This is a genomic window from Ralstonia sp. A12, assembly GCF_000801955.1.
Lineage (GTDB): Bacteria > Pseudomonadota > Gammaproteobacteria > Burkholderiales > Burkholderiaceae > Ralstonia.
In genome coordinates, this window is record NZ_JSZO01000001.1 from 582952 (window position 1) to 601662 (window position 18711).

At 60.9% G+C, this 18711-nt stretch carries 23 protein-coding genes; 1 reads left to right on the top strand and 22 read right to left on the bottom strand.

Features of this window, described 5'->3' with window-relative positions:
• Positions 1-50 precede the first annotated feature (50 nt).
• Positions 51-446 (top strand): hypothetical protein, encoded by a 396-nt coding sequence (locus tag PI87_RS28960; protein WP_157003056.1) that lies wholly within the window; start codon positions 51-53, stop codon positions 444-446.
• On the opposite strand, the gene PI87_RS02620 is transcribed toward PI87_RS28960, so the two are convergent.
• The 22 genes from PI87_RS02620 to PI87_RS02725 form a co-directional block, all read right to left on the bottom strand.
• Positions 443-1588 carry a tetratricopeptide repeat protein gene (locus PI87_RS02620; RefSeq protein WP_052321369.1) on the bottom strand — a complete coding sequence of 382 codons (1146 nt, stop codon included), beginning with the start codon at positions 1586-1588 and terminating at the stop codon, positions 443-445. The two genes, PI87_RS28960 and PI87_RS02620, sit on opposite strands and share 4 nt — an antisense overlap.
• Positions 1589-1639: 51 nt before the next feature.
• The gene (locus tag PI87_RS02625) at positions 1640-2356 is read right to left on the bottom strand and encodes a sigma-70 family RNA polymerase sigma factor (protein WP_198139499.1); all 717 of its coding nucleotides are present in this window, start codon (positions 2354-2356) and stop codon (positions 1640-1642) included.
• 96 nt (positions 2357-2452) lie between these two features.
• Positions 2453-3271: a flagellar type III secretion system pore protein FliP gene (gene fliP / locus PI87_RS02630; protein WP_232313922.1), complete on the bottom strand. Its 819-nt coding sequence runs from the start codon at positions 3269-3271 to the stop codon at positions 2453-2455.
• Positions 3264-3941, bottom strand: a complete 678-nt coding sequence (locus PI87_RS29935; protein ID WP_084209863.1) for a flagellar biosynthetic protein FliO — start codon at positions 3939-3941, stop codon at positions 3264-3266. Before PI87_RS29935 ends, fliP begins: the two co-directional genes overlap by 8 nt.
• Positions 3889-4287 (bottom strand): FliM/FliN family flagellar motor switch protein, encoded by a 399-nt coding sequence (locus PI87_RS02640; RefSeq protein WP_084209864.1) that lies wholly within the window; start codon positions 4285-4287, stop codon positions 3889-3891. The genes PI87_RS29935 and PI87_RS02640 overlap by 53 nt, the downstream gene beginning before the upstream one ends.
• 56 nt (positions 4288-4343) lie before the next feature.
• Positions 4344-5333 carry a FliM/FliN family flagellar motor C-terminal domain-containing protein gene (locus PI87_RS02645; protein WP_084209865.1) on the bottom strand — a complete coding sequence of 330 codons (990 nt, stop codon included), beginning with the start codon at positions 5331-5333 and terminating at the stop codon, positions 4344-4346.
• Positions 5330-6517 carry a flagellar hook protein FlgE gene (locus PI87_RS02650; protein ID WP_039596105.1) on the bottom strand — a complete coding sequence of 396 codons (1188 nt, stop codon included), beginning with the start codon at positions 6515-6517 and terminating at the stop codon, positions 5330-5332. Before PI87_RS02650 ends, PI87_RS02645 begins: the two co-directional genes overlap by 4 nt.
• A 33-nt stretch (positions 6518-6550) precedes the next feature.
• Positions 6551-6955 (bottom strand): flagellar hook capping FlgD N-terminal domain-containing protein, encoded by a 405-nt coding sequence (locus PI87_RS02655; RefSeq protein ID WP_039596106.1) that lies wholly within the window; start codon positions 6953-6955, stop codon positions 6551-6553.
• Entirely contained in the window at positions 6952-8055 is a 1104-nt protein-coding gene (locus PI87_RS02660) for a hypothetical protein (protein ID WP_039596107.1), read from the bottom strand. The genes PI87_RS02655 and PI87_RS02660 overlap by 4 nt, the downstream gene beginning before the upstream one ends.
• A complete protein-coding gene (locus PI87_RS02665) occupies positions 8052-8522 on the bottom strand; it encodes a hypothetical protein (RefSeq protein ID WP_039596108.1) in 471 nt (156 codons plus the stop codon). The genes PI87_RS02660 and PI87_RS02665 overlap by 4 nt, the downstream gene beginning before the upstream one ends.
• A gap of 54 nt (positions 8523-8576) precedes the next feature.
• Positions 8577-9908 carry a FliI/YscN family ATPase gene (locus tag PI87_RS02670; RefSeq protein WP_039596109.1) on the bottom strand — a complete coding sequence of 444 codons (1332 nt, stop codon included), beginning with the start codon at positions 9906-9908 and terminating at the stop codon, positions 8577-8579.
• A complete protein-coding gene (locus tag PI87_RS02675) occupies positions 9905-10768 on the bottom strand; it encodes a FliH/SctL family protein (RefSeq protein WP_039596110.1) in 864 nt (287 codons plus the stop codon). Before PI87_RS02675 ends, PI87_RS02670 begins: the two co-directional genes overlap by 4 nt.
• Positions 10765-11475 carry a hypothetical protein gene (locus PI87_RS02680; RefSeq protein WP_039596111.1) on the bottom strand — a complete coding sequence of 237 codons (711 nt, stop codon included), beginning with the start codon at positions 11473-11475 and terminating at the stop codon, positions 10765-10767. The genes PI87_RS02675 and PI87_RS02680 overlap by 4 nt, the downstream gene beginning before the upstream one ends.
• Positions 11472-12956 (bottom strand): flagellar basal-body MS-ring/collar protein FliF, encoded by a 1485-nt coding sequence (fliF, locus tag PI87_RS02685; RefSeq protein ID WP_232313924.1) that lies wholly within the window; start codon positions 12954-12956, stop codon positions 11472-11474. The genes PI87_RS02680 and fliF overlap by 4 nt, the downstream gene beginning before the upstream one ends.
• An 88-nt stretch (positions 12957-13044) precedes the next feature.
• On the bottom strand, positions 13045-13365 hold the full coding sequence (gene fliE, locus PI87_RS02690; protein ID WP_039596112.1) for a flagellar hook-basal body complex protein FliE: 321 nt from the start codon (positions 13363-13365) through the stop codon (positions 13045-13047).
• Complete coding sequence (gene flgC / locus PI87_RS02695; RefSeq protein ID WP_039596113.1) at positions 13365-13835, bottom strand: flagellar basal body rod protein FlgC; 471 nt, start codon at positions 13833-13835, stop codon at positions 13365-13367. Before flgC ends, fliE begins: the two co-directional genes overlap by 1 nt.
• 12 nt (positions 13836-13847) lie before the next feature.
• A complete protein-coding gene (locus tag PI87_RS02700; RefSeq protein WP_039596114.1) occupies positions 13848-14231 on the bottom strand; it encodes a flagellar basal body rod protein FlgB in 384 nt (127 codons plus the stop codon).
• Positions 14232-14266: 35 nt separating this feature from the next.
• Positions 14267-15406, bottom strand: a complete 1140-nt coding sequence (locus tag PI87_RS02705) for a flagellar basal body P-ring protein FlgI (RefSeq protein ID WP_052321373.1) — start codon at positions 15404-15406, stop codon at positions 14267-14269.
• Positions 15406-15996 (bottom strand): flagellar basal body L-ring protein FlgH, encoded by a 591-nt coding sequence (locus tag PI87_RS02710; RefSeq protein WP_232313925.1) that lies wholly within the window; start codon positions 15994-15996, stop codon positions 15406-15408. The genes PI87_RS02705 and PI87_RS02710 overlap by 1 nt, the downstream gene beginning before the upstream one ends.
• Positions 15993-17057, bottom strand: coding sequence for a flagellar basal body P-ring formation chaperone FlgA (gene flgA, locus PI87_RS02715; RefSeq protein ID WP_198139501.1), 1065 nt, complete (start codon positions 17055-17057; stop codon positions 15993-15995). The genes PI87_RS02710 and flgA overlap by 4 nt, the downstream gene beginning before the upstream one ends.
• Before the next feature lie 17 nt (positions 17058-17074).
• Positions 17075-17866 (bottom strand): flagellar basal-body rod protein FlgG, encoded by a 792-nt coding sequence (gene flgG / locus PI87_RS02720; protein ID WP_039596116.1) that lies wholly within the window; start codon positions 17864-17866, stop codon positions 17075-17077.
• A 44-nt stretch (positions 17867-17910) separates the two neighbouring features.
• Positions 17911-18675, bottom strand: a complete 765-nt coding sequence (locus tag PI87_RS02725; protein WP_052321375.1) for a flagellar hook-basal body protein — start codon at positions 18673-18675, stop codon at positions 17911-17913.
• Positions 18676-18711: the final 36 nt, after the last annotated feature.

Consider the following 18711-nt stretch of genomic DNA (forward strand, 5'->3'; position numbering starts at 1 on the left):
CTGCACAGACGTACTGCTTGCCGAAACATCCAGCCATCCCGCCTGCGCCCATGAGTGCCATTGACCCAACCAGTCAGCTTCTTGCCTACATCCGCACGGAGGCACAGAACTGGAAGCGTGAAGTCACGCGGAGCGGACGGAACGCGACCCCATCACCGACTGGGGACGCATCAAGCGGCCCCAAAGATCTTCTAACTCGTGTTGCCCAGGCAGTCGTCGCCATCGACCCGGATGATCCTCAGCGCAGAAAGAAAGCCTTCCGGGTATATCTAGGCTCAGTTCTGGCGAATGAACTGGGGCTTCATCTCCTCAACGACCCCGGCTTCGATGATCTGGTCGGTCAGGTACAAGCATCGATGGAGCATGATCCCAAGCTGTCCGTCGCTATGGAACGCGCTGGGCAACTGCTCCTGGAAACGGCGAGACCAACGACGGCACAACGTTAGCTATGTGGGTTCCGCAAGACCACGTCTGCTAGGGATTGGCCCTTTACAGGACCAGGATGCTGAGCCAGCACGCGCACCGCGAGTTTGCGGAATGCAACCGGATCATTCACCTCGCCCGATAGCACGGCCTGGGCGTAGCGAGCGGACAGGCATCCCTTGTCGAGCCCAAGCGCCAATTCGATCTCCCAGGCTGCCTCGGCGCGCTTGCCTTCAGTCGCCAGAATCACTGCCATGGAACCGTGGCTCTCGGCAAAATTCCGATCCAAGGCAAGCGCACTTGAAAACGCACGGCGCGCGGCTGACAAATCGCGGCGCATGAACTCACACCACCCCAGCCCAATCCAGGTGCCAATGTGACGCGTCATGTGAGCGACTGCATTCCCAAATGCAGCGTACGCCTGGTCGAAACGCTGTTCCAAAAGATTTGCGAACGCCAAGCCTGACCAACTACGTCCATCATTCGCGTTAAGCGTCAGCGCATGTTGGAAAGTGGCGATTGCAGCCTCGACATCTTGCCTTCCCAACGAAAGCGAGCCTTGGCATGCCAGCGCCTCAAGCTGGTCCGGCTCCACATTGAGCGCTTGCGACGACCATGCGGCGGCGTCGGACAATCGGCCGGCATCAAAAGCCATCAGACTTGCGACACCTATCGCTTCGGTAGAAGCCGGCTGAGTTGTGATCACCTCGCTGAATCTGCCCAGTCCGTCATTCAACTGCCCGAGGTGATGCTGACACCGAAGCCAAAGCGCCAGAGCCGATTGAGCCTCCTCCTGACTTTGGCCAATGAGTCCAGATAGTCGATCACGCGCGGCCTCGAACTGGCCTTGGCCGAACAATGAGAACGCAAGGTTATAGACGACCACAGGATTGTTCGCCCCTGCGATGACCAAGCCCTCCAGTACGGACTCGGCCTCGGCGTACTGTTTTTGAGCCAACAGGAGCAAGGCGCGACGATGTTCCCACGGTTGAGAACCGGCATCCTTGTCCAGCATGGCGTCGACATGCTGCGCCGCAAGTGACAGGTTCCCCGCCGCCAAGGCAGCCTCAAACAAATCCGCCCGCAGTCGCTCATTCTGCGGATCTGCCTCCAAGTAACTCTGCAGGCGCTCTAGACGTTGGGATTGAACCGAATCGGCAGTCATGGCTGTTCTCTTGTATGGTGGCCCTCTGCAGGCCTCGTATGTTCCGTGTGGCTAATACGCGATATCGCATCGAGCCTGCTTCGTTACCAACGCATGCAATCGCTTCAAACCCTGTTGATGCAATTGTGAGACCCGTCCTTTCGTGAGACCTAACTCTGCCGCCACCTCATCGAACGACTTCAGTTGCTGATAGTGGAGACGAACGACTTCGCGCTCACGTGGCGTCAGATGGTCCACAAGGTGCCATATCTGCTGTCGCAGCTGACGCAATTCGACACGGGAGTATGCGTTGTCTGGCAAGACTTCATCTTGATCTGCCAGCATGCCGGTTCCCTCAAGAAGGATGCCAAGCGCGATACCGACACCGATCTCCCCGAGCTCTCGCAGCAGCTTCTGTGGACTTCCATCACTCAACGGTTCGCTGGCCAGTGAGGCAGCGCGTTCGGCGGCAAGTCGGCGACGCAGACCGATCTGCTGCTGTTGCTCACTGAGTCGTTCGATTCCATTTAGCATGGCGCCGATGATTCGTGGTGTCGCATACGTCTTGAACTGAGCCCCATGCGCGGGATCGAAACGTTCAAGTGATTCCATCAGGCCCACTACTGCGAACTGCAAGTATTCCTCGAATTCGAACGCGTCGTGCGTTCGGCGAGCGTAGGTGGTTGCGGCTTGTGCCTTCGCATAAGGAAGATATCGCGCAACCAGCGCCTCGCGCGCCGCAGTATCACCCTGCCTGTGCAATCTGCCCCACAAAGCCGACTCGTCCACGCGAGCGTCCTCAGCGGACGCCTCGACTGGGAGCCTCGCTCGATCACCCGACAATGGTTCGTCGCTGGACAGATCCATCCCAGAGCTCACTGGTGTCTAGTGGAACGATCCAACCAGGGCCTTTATCAGTAGACCCCATCCGTCCATGAGCACAAACATCAAGATCTTCAGCGGCAGCGAAACGGTGGACGGCGGCATCATCATCATGCCCAACGCCATCAGGATGCTTGACACCACCAAGTCGATCAGGAGAAACGGCAGGAACACAACAAAGCCAATCTGGAATGCCGTGCGCAGCTCGGAAAGCATGTAGGCCGGGACAAGCTGTACGTTGCTGATGTCATCCATCGTCTGCGGCGGCTTGGCCTTAGACAGTTCCACCATCAACGCCAGATCCTGCTCGCGCGTCTGGCGCACCATGAACTCGCGCAACGGTGCACTGCCCCGCTCGTAGGCCGCCTCCATGGAGAGGGTCCCTGCCATGAATGGCTGGAACGCTTGCTGGTTGATCTGCTCGAGCACCGGCGACATCGTAAAAAGTGTCAGGAACAGCGCAAGGCCAATCAGCGCAGTGTTGGGCGGCGTCTCCTGCATGCCGATGCCATGCCGGAGCATGGAGAGAACGATGATGATGCGCAGGAACGATGTCACCGAAACCAACAGCGCCGGCAGAATCGCGAGCACCGTGAGGCCCAAAACCACGCGCAGCGCCTGCGCCGTTTCAACGGCAGGCGTTGTGTGCTGTACCGATTGCGCTGTCGGCCGCAGCGTCGGCGCGACGATGGCGGTGGACGGCGACGCCGCGTGACTCTCGATTGGCAGGAACAGCGGCACCATACACGCGAGCGCGCACAATACGCGCCTCACCAAGCTCAGGCAAACTACCAGCAGGTTCAGAGAGCCATGCTTACTCATGCCTCGCACCCTCCTGCTGTGCACGCAGCGTGCTGGAGGTGCCATCCTTGCCGACAGGGCGTTTCGCGAGCACGGAGACGCTATGCTCCGTGCACCCGATAAGCCATTGTTGCCGATCCCATTCGACTACATGCAGGCTTGCCTTACCCGTCAAGCGCGAAGAGCTGACGACTTGCGCAGCATCGATTCCCGAGCGGCCGGCAAACCGGCCTAGCCATCCTGTAGGCCGACTCTCCGCTGAAGACGCTCTTGACCGAAGCCACCTGGACAGTCCCCACGTTGAGACGGCCAGGACAGCCACCACCATCAGCAACTGCGTTGTACCAAACATGGCGCTACCATCCGCCTCAGCTTCCCGACGCAAAGGAATGCTGGCAGGAAGGCGTCCCGACTCTGCATTGGCTTTGTCCGAGTCCGACATCCCGGCCGCTTCATGGGCGGGAGACTCTGCGGAAGCAGCCGGCACCGAAGCAAGCCTCGTCTGCGCAGTTGCCGGGAGCCCAACCATGGCGAGTGCGCAAAGCAGGAGGAGACTGGTCGCAATGCTGAGGGCCGAGGCCCCAGGCACAAGCCCCAGCATGTTCAAACAAGGCATACGGCGCACTGAAACGGCTTCCTTATAGCTTGAGGTCAAGCGGCAATTCCGTGATCCGCACGCCAAAATGATCATCCACGGCGACAAGTTGGCCACGAGCCACAACTTTCCCTTCCAGAAGCAGATCGACCGGCTGTGCGACCTTGCTGTCTAGGCGCAAGACCTGTTGTTCCCTGGCAGCCATCAGTTCGCCCACTGAGATCGTTGCCGTTCCGACGCATACCGTCAGCTGTGCTTTCACGCGATGCAGCGGGTTAACGCCTGAATCCAAGGTGTTGCTCAACAGCGGCGCATCCGGAACTGTCTCGCCCGTCGCGTGCAAATCGCTCAACGCAAGCGTCTGCGCTGCGGGCATGACATCACCGTCTTCTTCAGCGTCCAGATTTCGGCCATGCGTGGCTGTGCTCAATAGGTGCTCCATGGGGGTACTCGTCAGGTTAATTCTTGGATGTTGTGGCATGTCGCCGTAGCCGCGCGCTAGTGCGCTGTGTCGAGCGGTTGCAGTTCAACTGCTTTGTGATCATCGATCCTTCCCAGAAACGCCTGGAACAAAGGCTCGGCATCAGCTATGCGAACGCGCAGTGGTGTCTCCAGTGCATGCGGGATGCGTACGACGTCGCCAAGTCGCAATCCGGACACAGTCCCGAGCTCCAGTTCGACCGGGCTCAGTTCCACTGTCATGGACAACACTTCAGCAGACAACGCAGACAACACGGGAACCAACGCCGCAACTGCGACCGGTTGCGTAGCCTCGGCACCCGTCGAAACAGCGCAGTGCTGCCCTAGAAGACGAGTGGCACAGGAGAAATCCATCACCAACTGAAACCTAAGCCCGCACCAATCCAGAGCCAGCCACACCGCACCAGACCAGGGCTGCAGGATTTCTTCCCGCAGAACGCTCTCCGTCTTAGCTATTGACGCGCTCCCCGCTCCGTCAGGTGCTCCGATCCATTTGCGCAATTGCGCGCACCAATCCTCGACGGCATCCGCTGCGACGCAGGTCGCCACCCATGGCGCAGACGCATCGACCAGCATCATTGGTGCCTCATGGGATGCGGCAAAAAGCGCCGCCAACAGCGACGAACCGGCTTGCCCAAGCGGCGTACGATCGTGCCGGCCTTCAGTACTGTTGACACAACTGCTGTCGCCCGGGGCACCCACCGTCCACCAACAACGCTCTGTGGTACTGCCTGGCCTCAATGCAATCCACGACCGCTCGATGGCGTCCGCCGCTCCGTCACCGAGGAAATGCTCCGAAGCCGCCATGGCTTGAGGAGCGCATGTCGCGCCGGGCGCCGCCGTCGGCAGTCCCCAATCACGCGCCCATTGGGCGAGCACCTCTTGCAAATCCCCCGCCAGCCGACCCAATTGAGCGGCCGGCCACCAGCGCAATGGCCGAACCTCAGCATCTGGCAAGACAGGCGCTCTCCGTAGATCCACCTCGGGATATTCAACGATCATGCTCATTTGCCATGCATTGCAAAGAGTTCGGTCAGCATGTCATTCGCTGTGGAAACCACTTGAGACGATGCCTGATAGCCCCGCTGCATGATGACCAAGTTGCTGAATTCCTGAGACAAATCGACGTTGGAGATTTCCACCATCCCCGAGCGCACGTTGCCAAACGCATCGCTGCCTGCCACACCGGTTTCCCATGCGCGGCCGTCAACCGCCTTGAACTCGTTGTCACCAACAGACTGCACTGCGTCGGGAGAACTGAAGTGCCCAAGAGCCAGGCGTGCTCCCTTCGCGGTCTGTCCGTTCGAGTAGTTCAGAACAAGCGTCCCCGTGGTATCGAACGTAGCCTTAGTCAGGCTGCCGGCGCCAAAGCCATCCTGCGACGCTACCGCCAGCGTCGACTGACTGCCAGAGTCAAACGACGTGACGTTGTTAGAGAAATCGAGCGTAAGCGGAATCGCAGACTGACCGCTCGGCGTGTAGTTGACCGAAACCGTTGCATTGGCCGGATCCGGGCGGCCATTGATGAACGCAATCGTTCCACTACCGACCGTGGTTGTGCCGTCAAGCAACGTCACGGTCCAACTGCCCGATTTACCGCTGACGGGCGCCAGCTTTGCCGACAGCGTATGGGCACTGCCAGCAGCGTCGTTGACGGTGACACTGCCTACGGTCTGACCCGTGGACGTGCTCGACAGGTTGCCGCTGAATGTGACCGTACTCGTTGCCTTCGCCGCGTTCGTCTTGAGCGATGCAATACTGATGGCCGTCAGACTGCCGGTGGCGTCCATGCCCATTACTTGCTCGCCGGTCGCGCTCGAGATCAGGTTGCCATTGGTATCAAACTTGAACTGCCCATCCCGGGTGTAGTGAATCGTCCCGTCAGCCGCCTTCAGCACGAAGAGCCCTTGGCCATCGACCGCCAAATCAAGGTCGTTACCCGTGTTCTGCAACTGTCCTTGCTGAAAATTCAGCACCGTGCCAACGGTGTTGAGCCCGAAGCCGAATTGGCTGGAAGCGTGCCCGCCGGCTTGACCACCGAGCCCACCGGTCGAATAGAAGAGATCTGAGAACTGGAGCCCAGACCCTTTGAAACCTGGCGTGTTCATATTGGTCGTGTCATTCGAGATCACGCGCAGCCCTTCTTCGAAACCGTGCAGGCCGGTCATCGCAATGTAGATGGAATCAAGCATCAGTGGCTCCTAGTATTCAGGGATGATGGGTATTTACCGAACGGCAATGACTTGACTCAGAGCGATGCCGGTCAGCGTCCCGCCGGCTCCCGCGTTGATGGTCAACTGAGGCGAGGTTCCGGATAGGGACAGTGCCGAAACAGTGCCCGTCATGGTCCCCGAACTGGTCGTGATATCCACCGTGCGGCCAATCAGACCAACGGATTGCAGAGATGCCTGGTTCGACACCAGCGTCTCAATGTTGCTGTTCATCTGCTGGGTCTGCCCAAGCGCAGTGAACTGGGCGACCTGCGCCATGAACTGCTGGTTGTCCATGGGCTTGAGTGGATCCTGATAGGTCAACTGCGTGAGCAGGACCTTCAGGAAATCCTGCATGTTGAGGTTGTTGACCTGGGATCCGGCGGTACTGCTGACGGTGCTTGCTGCGCTGATTGTCATCGTCCTACCTGCTGATAAACGTGAAACATCGGCTGGCCGGCAGACCAGTCCCCATCCTGAAGTACCTGTCGGTACTGCCCTTCATGTAGTCTTGCTAACGGTGCTCGCTTGGCCAGATCGTCCTGCGTGGTACCCGTCAGCGAACGACCGTTGCAGACCAAGCTGAGCAGTTGGTGACCGCTCTCGGCCAGCAAACGATCAAGCTGCCGCTGAACCTCCGGCAAGACCACGTTTTCGTCACGGCTGACTCCCAGCCATATGCGCACGCCCTGTTCGGTCCACTCCGCGTGGATCCGTACGGCCGGAGTGTCTTCATTCGAAGCGGTCGCCTCCTGCTTGCCGGATGCTGGCGGCGACTCGTGTTCATCAAGGCTCTGCATCACGTCCTCCGGCTGAACATCGCCACCAGTCCAGACCTGCAACGGCATGCCAGGAACAACCGGGGAATTCATAGCAATTTCCGCTCGGGTGGGCACAACTACCACCGTATCCAGGACGCCGCTCGTTGATGCACTCATCGCCGCAAGAAGCTGTGAAACCAACGGTGTCGGCAACCCAACCGGAAAGGGAACGCTGGCTGCTGTGTCAGTCGGAGTCACCACACCAAGTCCGACCTGCCCGAAGTTGGCGGACACGGCTGATGTCACGTTAGGTTGGGAAACCATGGTTCGCCCAAACACCTGTTGGGCCTGCGGCGTCGAGCCTTGCCAAGACCGCGTTGCGCCTACTTCGGCAACCGAAATAGCCTCCTCAGCAACGGGTCGTGCGTTCGGCTGCATCAACTCCTGCGCCCCGGCATTCGCTTGCGCGACGTTGTCCGCCTGGAGAGCCTCCTGAGAGGGCGATACCAATGTGCGAGCGCGGGTACCGGGACGGGCGAGCGAAGCAGCTTTCACCATTTGTTGGTGTGTCGTGCGTCCCTCGCGCTCCTGCTCCCCACCCACGCCCTTGAACCAGTTGGCCAGTTCCGCCTGTTCCATGGCGCGCTGCCACCCCTGGTACCGGTTGGACAGACCATAGGCGCCGCTTTCCTGTCCAGCCGGCAGCGGCCTGCTGTCTGAATTGGTCGCCGGAAACGCGATGTCTCGCTGTAGCTTCATACGCTGGCTCCTGCTGGCATTTGCCCTTGCCTGCCGATCCAATCCTGATCGGCCTGCGCCAGTGCTCGACTGCTCTGTGCCTGCACATAGTCCACGATGCTGTCGTCCCGATGTCGTTCCATCACATCCAGTTTCTGCTGCGCATCCACACAAGCCTTCTGCATACCTTCTTTCTTGAGCAGCAATGTCTCCAGAGCGGCCTCCTGTTCAAGCATCTGGCTACGCAACCCTGCTAACCAGTGCAGCCCGCGCCTGTAGACATCCATATCGAAGTGCCGCTGTATGGCATCTGAAATCGCCTGAGCATGCTCCCGATGCCGTGCCTGCAACCGGTCCAGTTCGGCCCGTGCGCGTGCAATATCACGCTGCAGGCTGCCCAGGTCGGCGAGCAGTTTGTCCAGACGCCACTGCCGCTGCTGCCGCAGTGGCTCCAGCGCATACTCAAATCCGCGCAGGTCAGCATGCATGCCGGTCGCCCCGAACAACGTGCTGCGGCACCACAGAATTCATGGCGGCTTCCATCACTTGCCTTCTGCAGGTGACACTGCGTCAGCCAGCAGACGCAATGCATCGCTTCGGCCTGCTCCACCCTCTGCCTGGCTCAGCCAGGCCTTCAGTCGAGACGCACAGATCAACGCGCGATCCAGCTCTGGGTTCGTGCCGTGTTCGTAAGCACCCAGTTCCACCATCTGGCGATTTCTTTCCAGCATGGCAAGAACCTGGACAGCCTTTGCACCCAGTTCCCGCTCCTCCCGCGTGGCCAAATCCGGCAGCAGGCGGCTTGCACTCTTGAGAATGTCAATGGCAGGGTATTGCCCCTGATGCGCAATTTGTCTCGACAACACAATGTGGCCATCGAGAATGGCACGCAGCGCATCCGAGATCGGCTCGTTCAAGTCGTCGCCCTCGACCAGCACGGTCAGCAGCGCAGTGATTGAACCTCCTGATGGAGCGGTCCCACAGCGTTCGCAGAGTTCCGGCAACTCGGCAAACACTGACGGCGTGTAACCGCGCGCCGTCGGCGGCTCACCAGCTGCCAGACCAATCTCACGCCTAGCCATCGCGAAACGCGTGATCGAATCCATGGTCAGCACGACTTGCTTACCCTGGTCTCGGAAATACTCCGCCACCGCAAGCGCTGCATGGACAGCTCTGACCCTCGCCAAAGCTGGCTGATCCGCTGTAGCGACCACCACCACAGAACGTTTGAGCCCCTCCGGCCCAAGCTGCTTGTCGATGAACTCCCGGACCTCGCGACCGCGCTCGCCGATCAGCGCAATCACATTGACTTCGGCATCCACGTGACGCGCGATCATGCCGAGCAACGTGCTCTTGCCGACACCGCTACCTGCAAAAATGCCGACCCGCTGCCCCCTGCCGAGCGTGAGCAGCGCATCGATACTGCGGATACCGGTTTCCAACACCGTGTGGATACGTGGGCGCATCATCGGATTGAGCGGCGACGACTTCAGCGTGCGAGTTTCAGTCAGCGCAGGCGCGGGAAGTCCATCGAGCGGCTGTCCAAATGCATCAATCACCCTGCCCAGCAACGCTTCGCCCACCCGCAGCTCAGCGCGACTGCCCAGTGCTGTCACCTCATTGCCGGCAGCCAGCCCTTGCACCCCTCCGAATGGCATCAGGATGACCTGACCGCCTTCGACGCCAACCACTTCGGCCAGCGTCTGAGCCGCCTCGGCCTCGGTTGACTGGATCGCGCACAGTTCACCCACCTTCGCAATCGGCCCCTGCGCAACGATGGCGAGCCCCGACAAGCGGCGAACGGTGCCCGTACGCCGTGTCAGCTCGGCGTCGCGCAACTCGGAACGCAGTTGCCGGAGGCTTCCAGTGGTCATGCTGCAATCTCCGGCGATCGGGAGAGGCCGCGGGATATCGCTTCGCGCACTGCCGACAACTGTGTCTCTAGACGGGCATCCAGGTTGCCGCGAGGAGACCGCAAAATGCATCCCCCCAGCTTGACGCGATCGTCCGCCACCCACTGCACCGCTGAGCCTTCCTGGAAGCTTTGGCGAGCAAACCACGCATTCAAGTCGGCATCGCCTTGCAGGTGTGCCAGATCGGCCGGGTGAACATGAATCGCTACCAGTTGCGTACTCGCCTGCTGCACAGCGTGCCGAACCATATCCTGCACGGCCTGCCGATTGGTGGCAGCGTCCCCAACAATCCGGCAGATCACCTCGAAGCACAGTGCCGCCATCTCGTCTTCAGACTGATGCAAGCGCTTGAGCATCTCGGCTGGAAGTGCTGACAGCAAATGGTCAAGCTGACGTAGGCGGTCTTCCACTGCCTGCTTGGCGATGGTGTGTGCTTCCTGCTGGCCGTCTGTTCGCCCCGCTTTCAAGCCTTGTTGATAGCCATCCTCACGGCCCGTCTCAAATCCGCTGCGATAACCTTCTTCGTGCCCCAGGGCAGTCCCTTCCCGCTGCCCCGCCAGCCAGCCCGCTTCATAACCAGCCGACTCGGCCGCCGCGCTCGCTGGATTGGCGGGCCCGCTGCGCCCATCATCCCCGGGCATGCGAAGCTCATGGACCGCAAGCGCAGCCGGTGTGCCGGCATGACCTGCGCCACGCCGGCGCGTCAGAAGACGCGGCACCTCCTGTACCGCGACGCCGCGCAGGACCGGGGCGAGCTCCTGCCCGGCACGCGCAATGGCGCCGTGGACCAGAACGGTATCGCCACGCTTCGGGGCACTCATCGCCAAGCCCTCAACTTTGTGAGCCACCCAGACCATGGTGCGCGGCGGTGCGTCGCCTCACTTAAAAACCGATCACGCGGCCCAGCAAGACCACCTGCCCGCCCCTCTTTTTGCAAAAGCGCCCATTGCTTGCTCGCCATGAAGGCATCCAGACGCGCACACACATGCTTCAGCAAGCTCGCCTGAAACGCGGAGGCCGCTCGAACACGCGCGGTATCTCGCTGCAGTTCGGTGATTGCGGTCTCCACGCGGCCACGGATGGACGGGCCCATACGTGTTAGAAGCTGTGCCCGCCAGGGCCAGTCGGCCAGCAGCAGGACATACGCGATCGCCTGGGGGGGCTCAGCCCGAAACACCTCAGCCAGAGCGACCGGAGCAGCCTGTTTCAGCCACACGATGCGGTCTGCATCGGTAGTTGCGGACAGTGGACCGGGCATACCTCCCCGTGCAGTATCAGCACCGGCTCTGGAGTCAGAGCCGTCGAGAAAGGGCACTTCATGCAGCGCGCTGCTTACCAGAGAGCGTTCTGCAGGTATCCCCATCTGGCGCAATTCCGCCAACATAGGGCCCAGCATGGCACTCTCTTCCGGCCGCAAGCGCTGTAGCAGCCAATGACGGTCTGCCTCGGACAGCGCGTGCAGCAACAAGGCCGCGCTTCTCGTCGGCGAGTCGGCATCCAGCGCAGACAGGTCCCCGCGCGGGTTCATGATGTCCCCTCTCTGCGATTGCGTACAGCGGCCCCCCGCATCCAGGCTTCGACCTGGGCCAGCGCCGCTTCTCGCTGCGCCGGAGAGAGCGGCTCCTGCGTCCCCACCATCGCATTTCGTCCGCCGGCCTTTCTGGTGTAGCGGGACATCAGTACGCCGATGCCCGCTCCCGCAGCCAACAGCAGCAGCGCAGCTCCTGCCAGCAAACGGCTGGATGGCACCCCCGCCGCAGCCGCCTGATCGGCAACTGCACGCTCAGGCAAGAGCGTCGTAGTAACTGAGGATGTAGCGGTGGTCGAGGAAACGGCACCCGCGGGCAGCAGCGCATCCAACGGCTGCACCACCACGGTATCGCCACGCTCGAACGACGCACCCACTGCGGCAGCGACCAGCTTGCGCAGCCGCTCCTGCTGATCGGCATCCAGCGGCTGGCGAACCATGGCGACCACCTGAATACGGCGTACCGAACCCGGCTGGCTCACGACCTGCTCGACGCGCCGGCCCACTGCGTAGTCAGTCTCACGCTGCGAACTGCCGCCTCGCGCACCGGCGGAAGCATCCGCCACCCGCGCATCCAGTGGGGCCCCGGTTTCCCGCACGCTCTCGCGTTCGCGGGTCACCACGCCGCTGGGGGCTTGGCCACTGCGACCAGCCGACGGCATCACGTCCTCAGTCGTCGTCTGGATCTTGTCCATATCCAGCGTCACATCCACGCTTGCAATGGCCTGACCGGGACCAAAGCTGCGCTCCAGCACGTCACCGATCTTGCGAAGCAAGTAGCTTTCCGTTTCCTTCTTCAGATCCAGCCTGCCGGAGGCCGCGTCAAACTCGCCCTCCGAACCCGACGCGCGTGTCAGCGCCACGCCGTGCTGATCGACAATCGTCACGTCCTGCGTGGCAATCCCTGGAACCGAGGCGGAGACCAAGCGCTGAATCCCGGTGATCTGCTCCGGCCGCAGCACCTGTCCCTGCTTCAAAGTCAAGGTGATCGCTGCCTTCGCCTTGCTGCTGGCCTGCTTGAACAGCCCCTGCTCCGGCAACGCCAGATGCACGCGGACATCCCGAATCTCAGAAAGCGACAGGATGGTCCGCGTCAGCTCGCCCTGCAGCGCCCGCTGATAGTTGATCTTCTGGGCGAACTCGGTCATACCGAAGTCGCTGTTGTTGAACAACTCCAGCCCGACGGCACCGTGCAGTGGCAAGTCCTTGCCCATCAGCTTGATCCGCGTCTTGTAGACCTGATTGCGGTCCACCAAGATGGAGGTGCCTTGGTCGCCCAGCTGATAGGGAATCTTGAGCCGATCGAGTTCGGCGACCATCGCCGCCGAATCCTGAGGTGTCAGATCGGCGAACAGAACTTGATAGTCGGTACGCAAGGCCCAATAGCTGAACAGAGCCATGGCGACGGCAATGCAGACCGCGCCAACAACTAGTCCGGTCCGGGCCAGCGCGCTGAGGTTGTGCCACAGATCGCGAATCACCGAGCGTCTCCCCAAAGGCGATCAAAACAGCCACGCATAGAGCAGCGCTCCTCCCTCTTCGATTCCTGCATCGTGCCTTCCCTTTTCCCTACACCTGCATCTTCATGACGTCTTGATACGCTTCCAGCAAGCGGTTGCGTACCTGCAGCAACAACTGGAACGAGAGCCTGCTTTCCTCAAGCCCAATCATGACTTGATGCAGGTTCTGCACATTCCCCGTTGCGAGTTGCTGCAGGCCGGTCTGTGAGACCAGCAACTGCTGGTTCACCTCGCCCAACCCCTGGCTCACCATGTCGCCAAAGCCGACGCCGTTCACCGCTGCTGCGGTTGAATTCCCGCCAGCAAGCGGCTCGACGACGGCATCGCTCTGGCTTACCTGCGCCGCAGCTTGAATCGCTTCCCAAGTCATCACGCCCCCCCAATATCGAGTGTCTTCAGGGCCAGCGTGCGAGCGGTATTCATCGCCGCTACATTGGCCTCATAGGCACGCAGCGCGCTCATCAGCGTCACCATTTCGGTTGCGGTATCGACACCCTGGTAGGCGACAAAACCCTTGTCATTGGCAAGCGGGTGTCCGGGCTCGTAGACCATCCTGGGTTGCGCGCCGGTCGGCTCGGTCCTGACCTGGGGAAGGCTGATCGGGACAGCCTCCAATGCATCGAGCCCCTGCTCAACGCGATCCGAGAAAGCGGCCGGTCCAGCGTCCTGTCCAATCCCCAGCTGGGCGGCCTGTGCCACCACGCGCAGCGGCTGATAGTTCGCGCCGTCCGTACCCAATATGGTGTTGGCATTGGCCAGATTGAGCGCCGCAACGTCGACGCGCGTCCGTTCGACCGCCATGCCCGCTGCACTGATTGCGAAAGCGCGTGCGTAATCCATCTCGCCTCCTCCTTATTTCTTGCCGTCGCTCACAGCACTCGACAGGATTGCGTAGTGCTTCGCCAGTCCTTTCACCAGGGCCTGGTATTGCACGGCGTTCTGGGCCATGTTTGCCACCTCGACATCCAGCATGACTTTCGCCGGCAACCCACCCGCATCGAATACCGGCTCGATCCTCGGCCGCATGGCTTCGAGCACCGTCGAATCCAGTTGACCAACGCCTGCCTGAGAACGCTGAATGTCCGCCATCTGCGCCTCAAAGCTGACTTTCATGGGCACGTAGCCTGCGGTCTCGACATTCGCGATATTGGCCGCGGTGACTTGCTGGCGCAGACTGGCGGCGTCGAGCGCCAATCCCAGCATCGTCGTCGTAACTGCCTCAATTCCTTCCGTCATCGCCTTGACTCCTACTCCCAGTCGGGTCTGTTCTGTTACTGGACAACCAGTTCTGCATGCAACGCGCCAGCAGCCTTGATGGCACGCAGGATCGAAATGATGTCGCGCGTATTGGTATTGAGCTTGGCCAAGGTCTGGACCAGATCGGCCACTGTGTTGTTTCCTGGAGGGACGAAGCCAGGGCCGTTCTGCTCCGAAGCCTCCATCCTCGTGTTGCTCACGATGGCGGTGCGTACGCCCGGACCAGGAAAAATCACGTCGCTCGGCTGCGATGCTGTGTTCTGCGTGGCGATCGAAATCTTCAGGTCACCATGCGACACGGCGACCTTGGATATCTGCACATCACCACCCGACACCACGGTACCGGTGCGCTCATTGATGACCACCTTCGCCCTACGGTCCGGCTCGACCGTGACGTTCTCGAGCTTGGCGACAAAGCTGACCAGTTGGTCTCGCTGACCTTCGGGCACCCGAATCTCGATACCAGAAGCATCCCTCGCCCTGGCAATACCACCACCCACTTGGCCGTTGATGGCCGAGGCAATGCGATTCGCCGTCGTGTAATCAGGGTCGGATAGGACAAACGTGACCGTCTGATTCGCGCTCAGCATCTCCGCATTGACGCCAACCTCCACCGTCGCCCCGTTCGGCAGCGAACCGACCGTGGGATGGTTCTTCTGCAAGACGTTGCCGTTTGCGTCGTAGCGATAGCCGCCCACCGTCAACGGCCCCTGCGCAAGCGCGTAGATGCGCCCGTTCGGACCCTTCAGCGGCGTCAGCAGCAGGCTTCCGCCCACCAGGCTGCGCGCGTCGCCGGCCGACGATACCGTCACGTCCAAGGTGTCCCCTTCGCGCGCAAATGGCGGCAGTGATGCGGACACCATGACCACGGCGACGTTGCGACTTTGCACCTGCTCCGGCGCCACCGTCAGATTGAATTGCGAGAACACGTTGGACAGCGCCTGACGGGTCGTCCGATTGGTCGGCGAATCTCCTGTGCCCGCCAGGCCAGTGACGATGCCGTAACCGACAAGTGCGTTTTCCCGCCACCCCTGCACCTTGCCCAGGTCCTTGATGCGCGTACTTTCAGCGTGGGCCACGCTACCAAGTACCGCGACTGCAGCTAGCAGCCAGGCAGATACGGTGTGATAGAACGTACGATGACCGGTCCGCATCACAACCCCAACAGATCCAACAGTTTTCGCCACCATGCACGCCGCTGGCGGTCCGACAGTTCGCCCTCGCCCACATAGTTGATGCGTGCCTCGGCCAGTCGCGTCGAGAGCACGACATTGCCGTCCGAAATGTCCTGGGGTCGAACACGTCCCTCAAGCGACACCTTGTGCTGCTCATCGTTGACCGTCAGCAACTGCTCGCCCCCAACTTTCAGATCGCCGTTGGGCAGAACCTCAAGCACGGCCACGGTGATGGTCGCCAACAACTTGTTGGCGCGCTGCGTGGTGCCGCCGCCATCAAAATCGCCAGCAACGGTCGCAGTACCACCAACCTGGCGCCCCGTGGGCAACGTACTGATGCCGACATTCAAGTTGTTTTTACGCTGGCTCGTCGTGTCCGTGCTCGTCGTCGCACTGGAATTCTCAAAGACCTGCACGGTGATGACGTCGCCAACCCGGAACGCCTTGTTGTCCGACGTGAGCTGCCGGTAGGTGCCCTCCTTGTACAAACTCTCCGCACGCGCTGCGGGATGGGCAATCGTCATCCCAAGAAGGCAAATAAATAGCGGAATCAGCAAGCGGACATTCATTGCCTGACCTCCACCATCCGCGTCCCCACGACACGCGCCAGCATGGGTACCGTCCCATTGGACAATTTCACATGCACCATCTGTCCGTCCCGGCCATCCTCGAGAACTTCGACGCGGCTCTCAAGATTGACGGCCCCCGACACCGCGTGAAGCGTCGCCCAATCACCACGCGTGACGGACGGACGCGATTCGATACTGTCGCGCGTCATGACCTCCCCGGCAGCAACTGTGCGGCGCAGGCGCAAATTAGCTGCTGTCTCGGGTGCCAGCCCCGTCAGTACGGATTTGGAAGGCAACACCGCAAGATCGACTTCCCTGGGCTGCAGAGCAACTTGGTCCAGGGGGCTTCCGGACGCAGCCGCTGAATCTGCGACGTAGCCCTGCTCATAAGCGCTGACTTCAAAGCTCACTGGCACCGTGCGGATGAAGCGATCATCGACCCAGACATCCACCCAGACCGACATGTGTTTGGTCAACATCGCGGCGTTGGAGATCGGACGGACTTGCACCCTGACCTCACCCGCAGGCACGGGGATGTCACGCGGCGTCCGACTCAGTTCAACGCTGGAGCGCGCACTCCTAGCTGCAAGCCATTCGTGCAGGCTCGCCTTGGCGACAGAAGCCAGTTGCTCGCCACTAAGTTCATGCATCGAGAGATGGACATTGACCACTTCAGCACCGCTCCACGCGATGCGCTGGGGATTGATTCCGGTGCGGGCGCGAATCCAGCGGGCCAGCGTGGCCTGGTCAAGACGCGCGGACTCACCTGACCTGGGCAGCCTGCCGAGAGGCAGACTCATCAACCGGCGCAACGTCGACAGATCCGAAGATGCCAGGGCCGCAACATCTCCAAGCGAGACATCGCCATGCCGCGCCTCGACCATCGGCGGCAGCTCAATTCGGGCGATTGCGCCGTCTCCCGCGGAGGCCCCGAGGGTCGTCGGCTCCGGCAACGGTAAGTCACGCGCACGCACTCCCTGCGGCGCGAGCATCCAACCGGCCATGATGGCCGCGGCTACCAACAACTGGTGGGCTCCGTGACGTCGCTTGGTCAACTGCATCGGCATTGGTGTCACGCTTACTTGCGAAGGTTGTTGACCATGCCAAGGATTTCATCCGAAGCCTGCACGACTTTGACATTGGCCTCATACGCACGCTGCGCGACCATCAGCCCGACCATCTCGTCGACCATCTTGACGTTCGAGCCTTCAAGAAATCCTTGTGCGAAAGTGCCCAGGTTGTCCTGGCCTGCCTTGCCGACCACGGGCTCACCCGACGTGTCGGTTGTTCGGTACAGGTTGTCCCCCTGGGCCAGCAGCATCCCGGGACTCGCGAAATGCGCCAGCTCGAGTTGCCCCGCATCCACCGGTGACGCTTGGTTGGGCACAGAAATCCTGACATGACCGTCGGCGGAAATCGTCATGTCTTTGGCATTGCTGGGTACCGAGATGCCGGGCTTGACCACGTAACCGGCCTGCGTCACCAGCATGCCATCAGCGTTGACCTTGAGCGTGCCACCCCGTGTGAAAGCACGACTACCATCGGGCAGCGCCACTTCCAGGAATCCATCCCCCTGGATCGCCACATCGAACGATGAACCGGTCTGTTGCAGATTGCCGACATCGAACAACTTGGCAACACTCGAGATGCCAACCCCGGCCCCCAGATGCGGCAGCGTCGACAGCGGACCCAATTGGGCATCGGCAGCCGGCTGTACTCGGCTCGCTTCCTGGGCGACCAGATCAGTAAAGCTCACCCGGCTCTTCTTGAAGCCCGTCGTGTTGACGTTGGCCAGGTTGTTGGCAATCGTGTCAACGTTGAGCTGCTGCGCCTGCATGCCGGTCGCGCCGATATAGAGTGCATCAAACACGGTCTGTCATTCCTGTAGAAAAATCTTCGTGATGGAACATCCGCTTACGACAGATCGCCCAGCTTCCTGATCGCGGTTCCAAGCATGTCGTCGTAGCCCTGGGTCATCTTCTGCATCGATTCGAAATGACGCATGGTCTGGATGAGCTGCATCATTTCCTGCATCGAGCTGACGTTGCCGTTCTCCAGTGCGCCCTGCCGGATCTGCACACTGGTGTCGTCCATGACGGTCATACCAGTGCCGGCAGCCACCATCCCGTCGCCCAGGCGCTGGAGCGTTTTGGGCGCGTCAAACTTGACAACCTTCAATTGCGCGATAGGCGTGCCGGGATTGACCGCGGACGGGCCCGTCGTAGCGTTTGGCTCAGTGACGTTCCCCACCGCATCGATTACGGGCGTCTGCGTCGTGAGAAAAATCTCTCCGTTCTTGCCCATGACTGGATAGCCTTGGGCGGTCACCAGGCGACCAAGGGCATCTGTCCTAAAGTTTCCTTGTCGGGTGTACGCAGGTCCGGAGGGTGTCGTCACTTCAAAGAAGCCGTCGGCGGCTAGCGCAACGTCCATCACCTCGCCGGTCAGCTTCACCGTGCCAGGACGCATATCGCTCAGAACCTGGACACCGGTCGCCTCTCCAGCGTTCATGTTCGCCCCGCCCGCAACAGCGTCGACAATGCTGGAGAACGGCTGGGTGGTCACAATTCCGCGCTTATAGCCAGGCGTCGAAACGTTTGCGAGATTGAGCGCTACGCCGTCAAGACGGGCCATGTCCTGATGCATGCTGGCGAGCGTGGCGGCGAAGATTTCCTGCATAGGTCGGTTGCTGGAGGAAGGGTCTGGGTGAAGGTT

Coding starts and splice junctions, on each gene's coding strand:
- PI87_RS02675 (WP_039596110.1), bottom strand. CDS start 10,768: ATGAGTGCCCCGAAGCGTGGCGATACCGTTCTGGTCCACGGCGCCATT.
- PI87_RS02665 (WP_039596108.1), bottom strand. CDS start 8,522: ATGCATGCTGACCTGCGCGGATTTGAGTATGCGCTGGAGCCACTGCGG.
- PI87_RS02670 (WP_039596109.1), bottom strand. CDS start 9,908: ATGACCACTGGAAGCCTCCGGCAACTGCGTTCCGAGTTGCGCGACGCC.
- PI87_RS02700 (WP_039596114.1), bottom strand. CDS start 14,231: ATGACGGAAGGAATTGAGGCAGTTACGACGACGATGCTGGGATTGGCG.
- PI87_RS02640 (WP_084209864.1), bottom strand. CDS start 4,287: ATGGAGCACCTATTGAGCACAGCCACGCATGGCCGAAATCTGGACGCT.
- PI87_RS29935 (WP_084209863.1), bottom strand. CDS start 3,941: ATGATCATTTTGGCGTGCGGATCACGGAATTGCCGCTTGACCTCAAGC.
- PI87_RS02710 (WP_232313925.1), bottom strand. CDS start 15,996: ATGAATGTCCGCTTGCTGATTCCGCTATTTATTTGCCTTCTTGGGATG.
- PI87_RS02660 (WP_039596107.1), bottom strand. CDS start 8,055: ATGAAGCTACAGCGAGACATCGCGTTTCCGGCGACCAATTCAGACAGC.
- fliE (WP_039596112.1), bottom strand. CDS start 13,365: ATGACTTGGGAAGCGATTCAAGCTGCGGCGCAGGTAAGCCAGAGCGAT.
- flgC (WP_039596113.1), bottom strand. CDS start 13,835: ATGGATTACGCACGCGCTTTCGCAATCAGTGCAGCGGGCATGGCGGTC.
- PI87_RS02655 (WP_039596106.1), bottom strand. CDS start 6,955: ATGACAATCAGCGCAGCAAGCACCGTCAGCAGTACCGCCGGATCCCAG.
- PI87_RS02645 (WP_084209865.1), bottom strand. CDS start 5,333: ATGAGCATGATCGTTGAATATCCCGAGGTGGATCTACGGAGAGCGCCT.
- PI87_RS02620 (WP_052321369.1), bottom strand. CDS start 1,588: ATGACTGCCGATTCGGTTCAATCCCAACGTCTAGAGCGCCTGCAGAGT.
- PI87_RS28960 (WP_157003056.1), top strand. CDS start 51: ATGAGTGCCATTGACCCAACCAGTCAGCTTCTTGCCTACATCCGCACG.
- fliP (WP_232313922.1), bottom strand. CDS start 3,271: ATGAGTAAGCATGGCTCTCTGAACCTGCTGGTAGTTTGCCTGAGCTTG.
- PI87_RS02680 (WP_039596111.1), bottom strand. CDS start 11,475: ATGAACCCGCGCGGGGACCTGTCTGCGCTGGATGCCGACTCGCCGACG.
- PI87_RS02725 (WP_052321375.1), bottom strand. CDS start 18,675: ATGCAGGAAATCTTCGCCGCCACGCTCGCCAGCATGCATCAGGACATG.
- PI87_RS02705 (WP_052321373.1), bottom strand. CDS start 15,406: ATGCGGACCGGTCATCGTACGTTCTATCACACCGTATCTGCCTGGCTG.
- flgA (WP_198139501.1), bottom strand. CDS start 17,057: ATGCAGTTGACCAAGCGACGTCACGGAGCCCACCAGTTGTTGGTAGCC.
- PI87_RS02650 (WP_039596105.1), bottom strand. CDS start 6,517: ATGCTTGATTCCATCTACATTGCGATGACCGGCCTGCACGGTTTCGAA.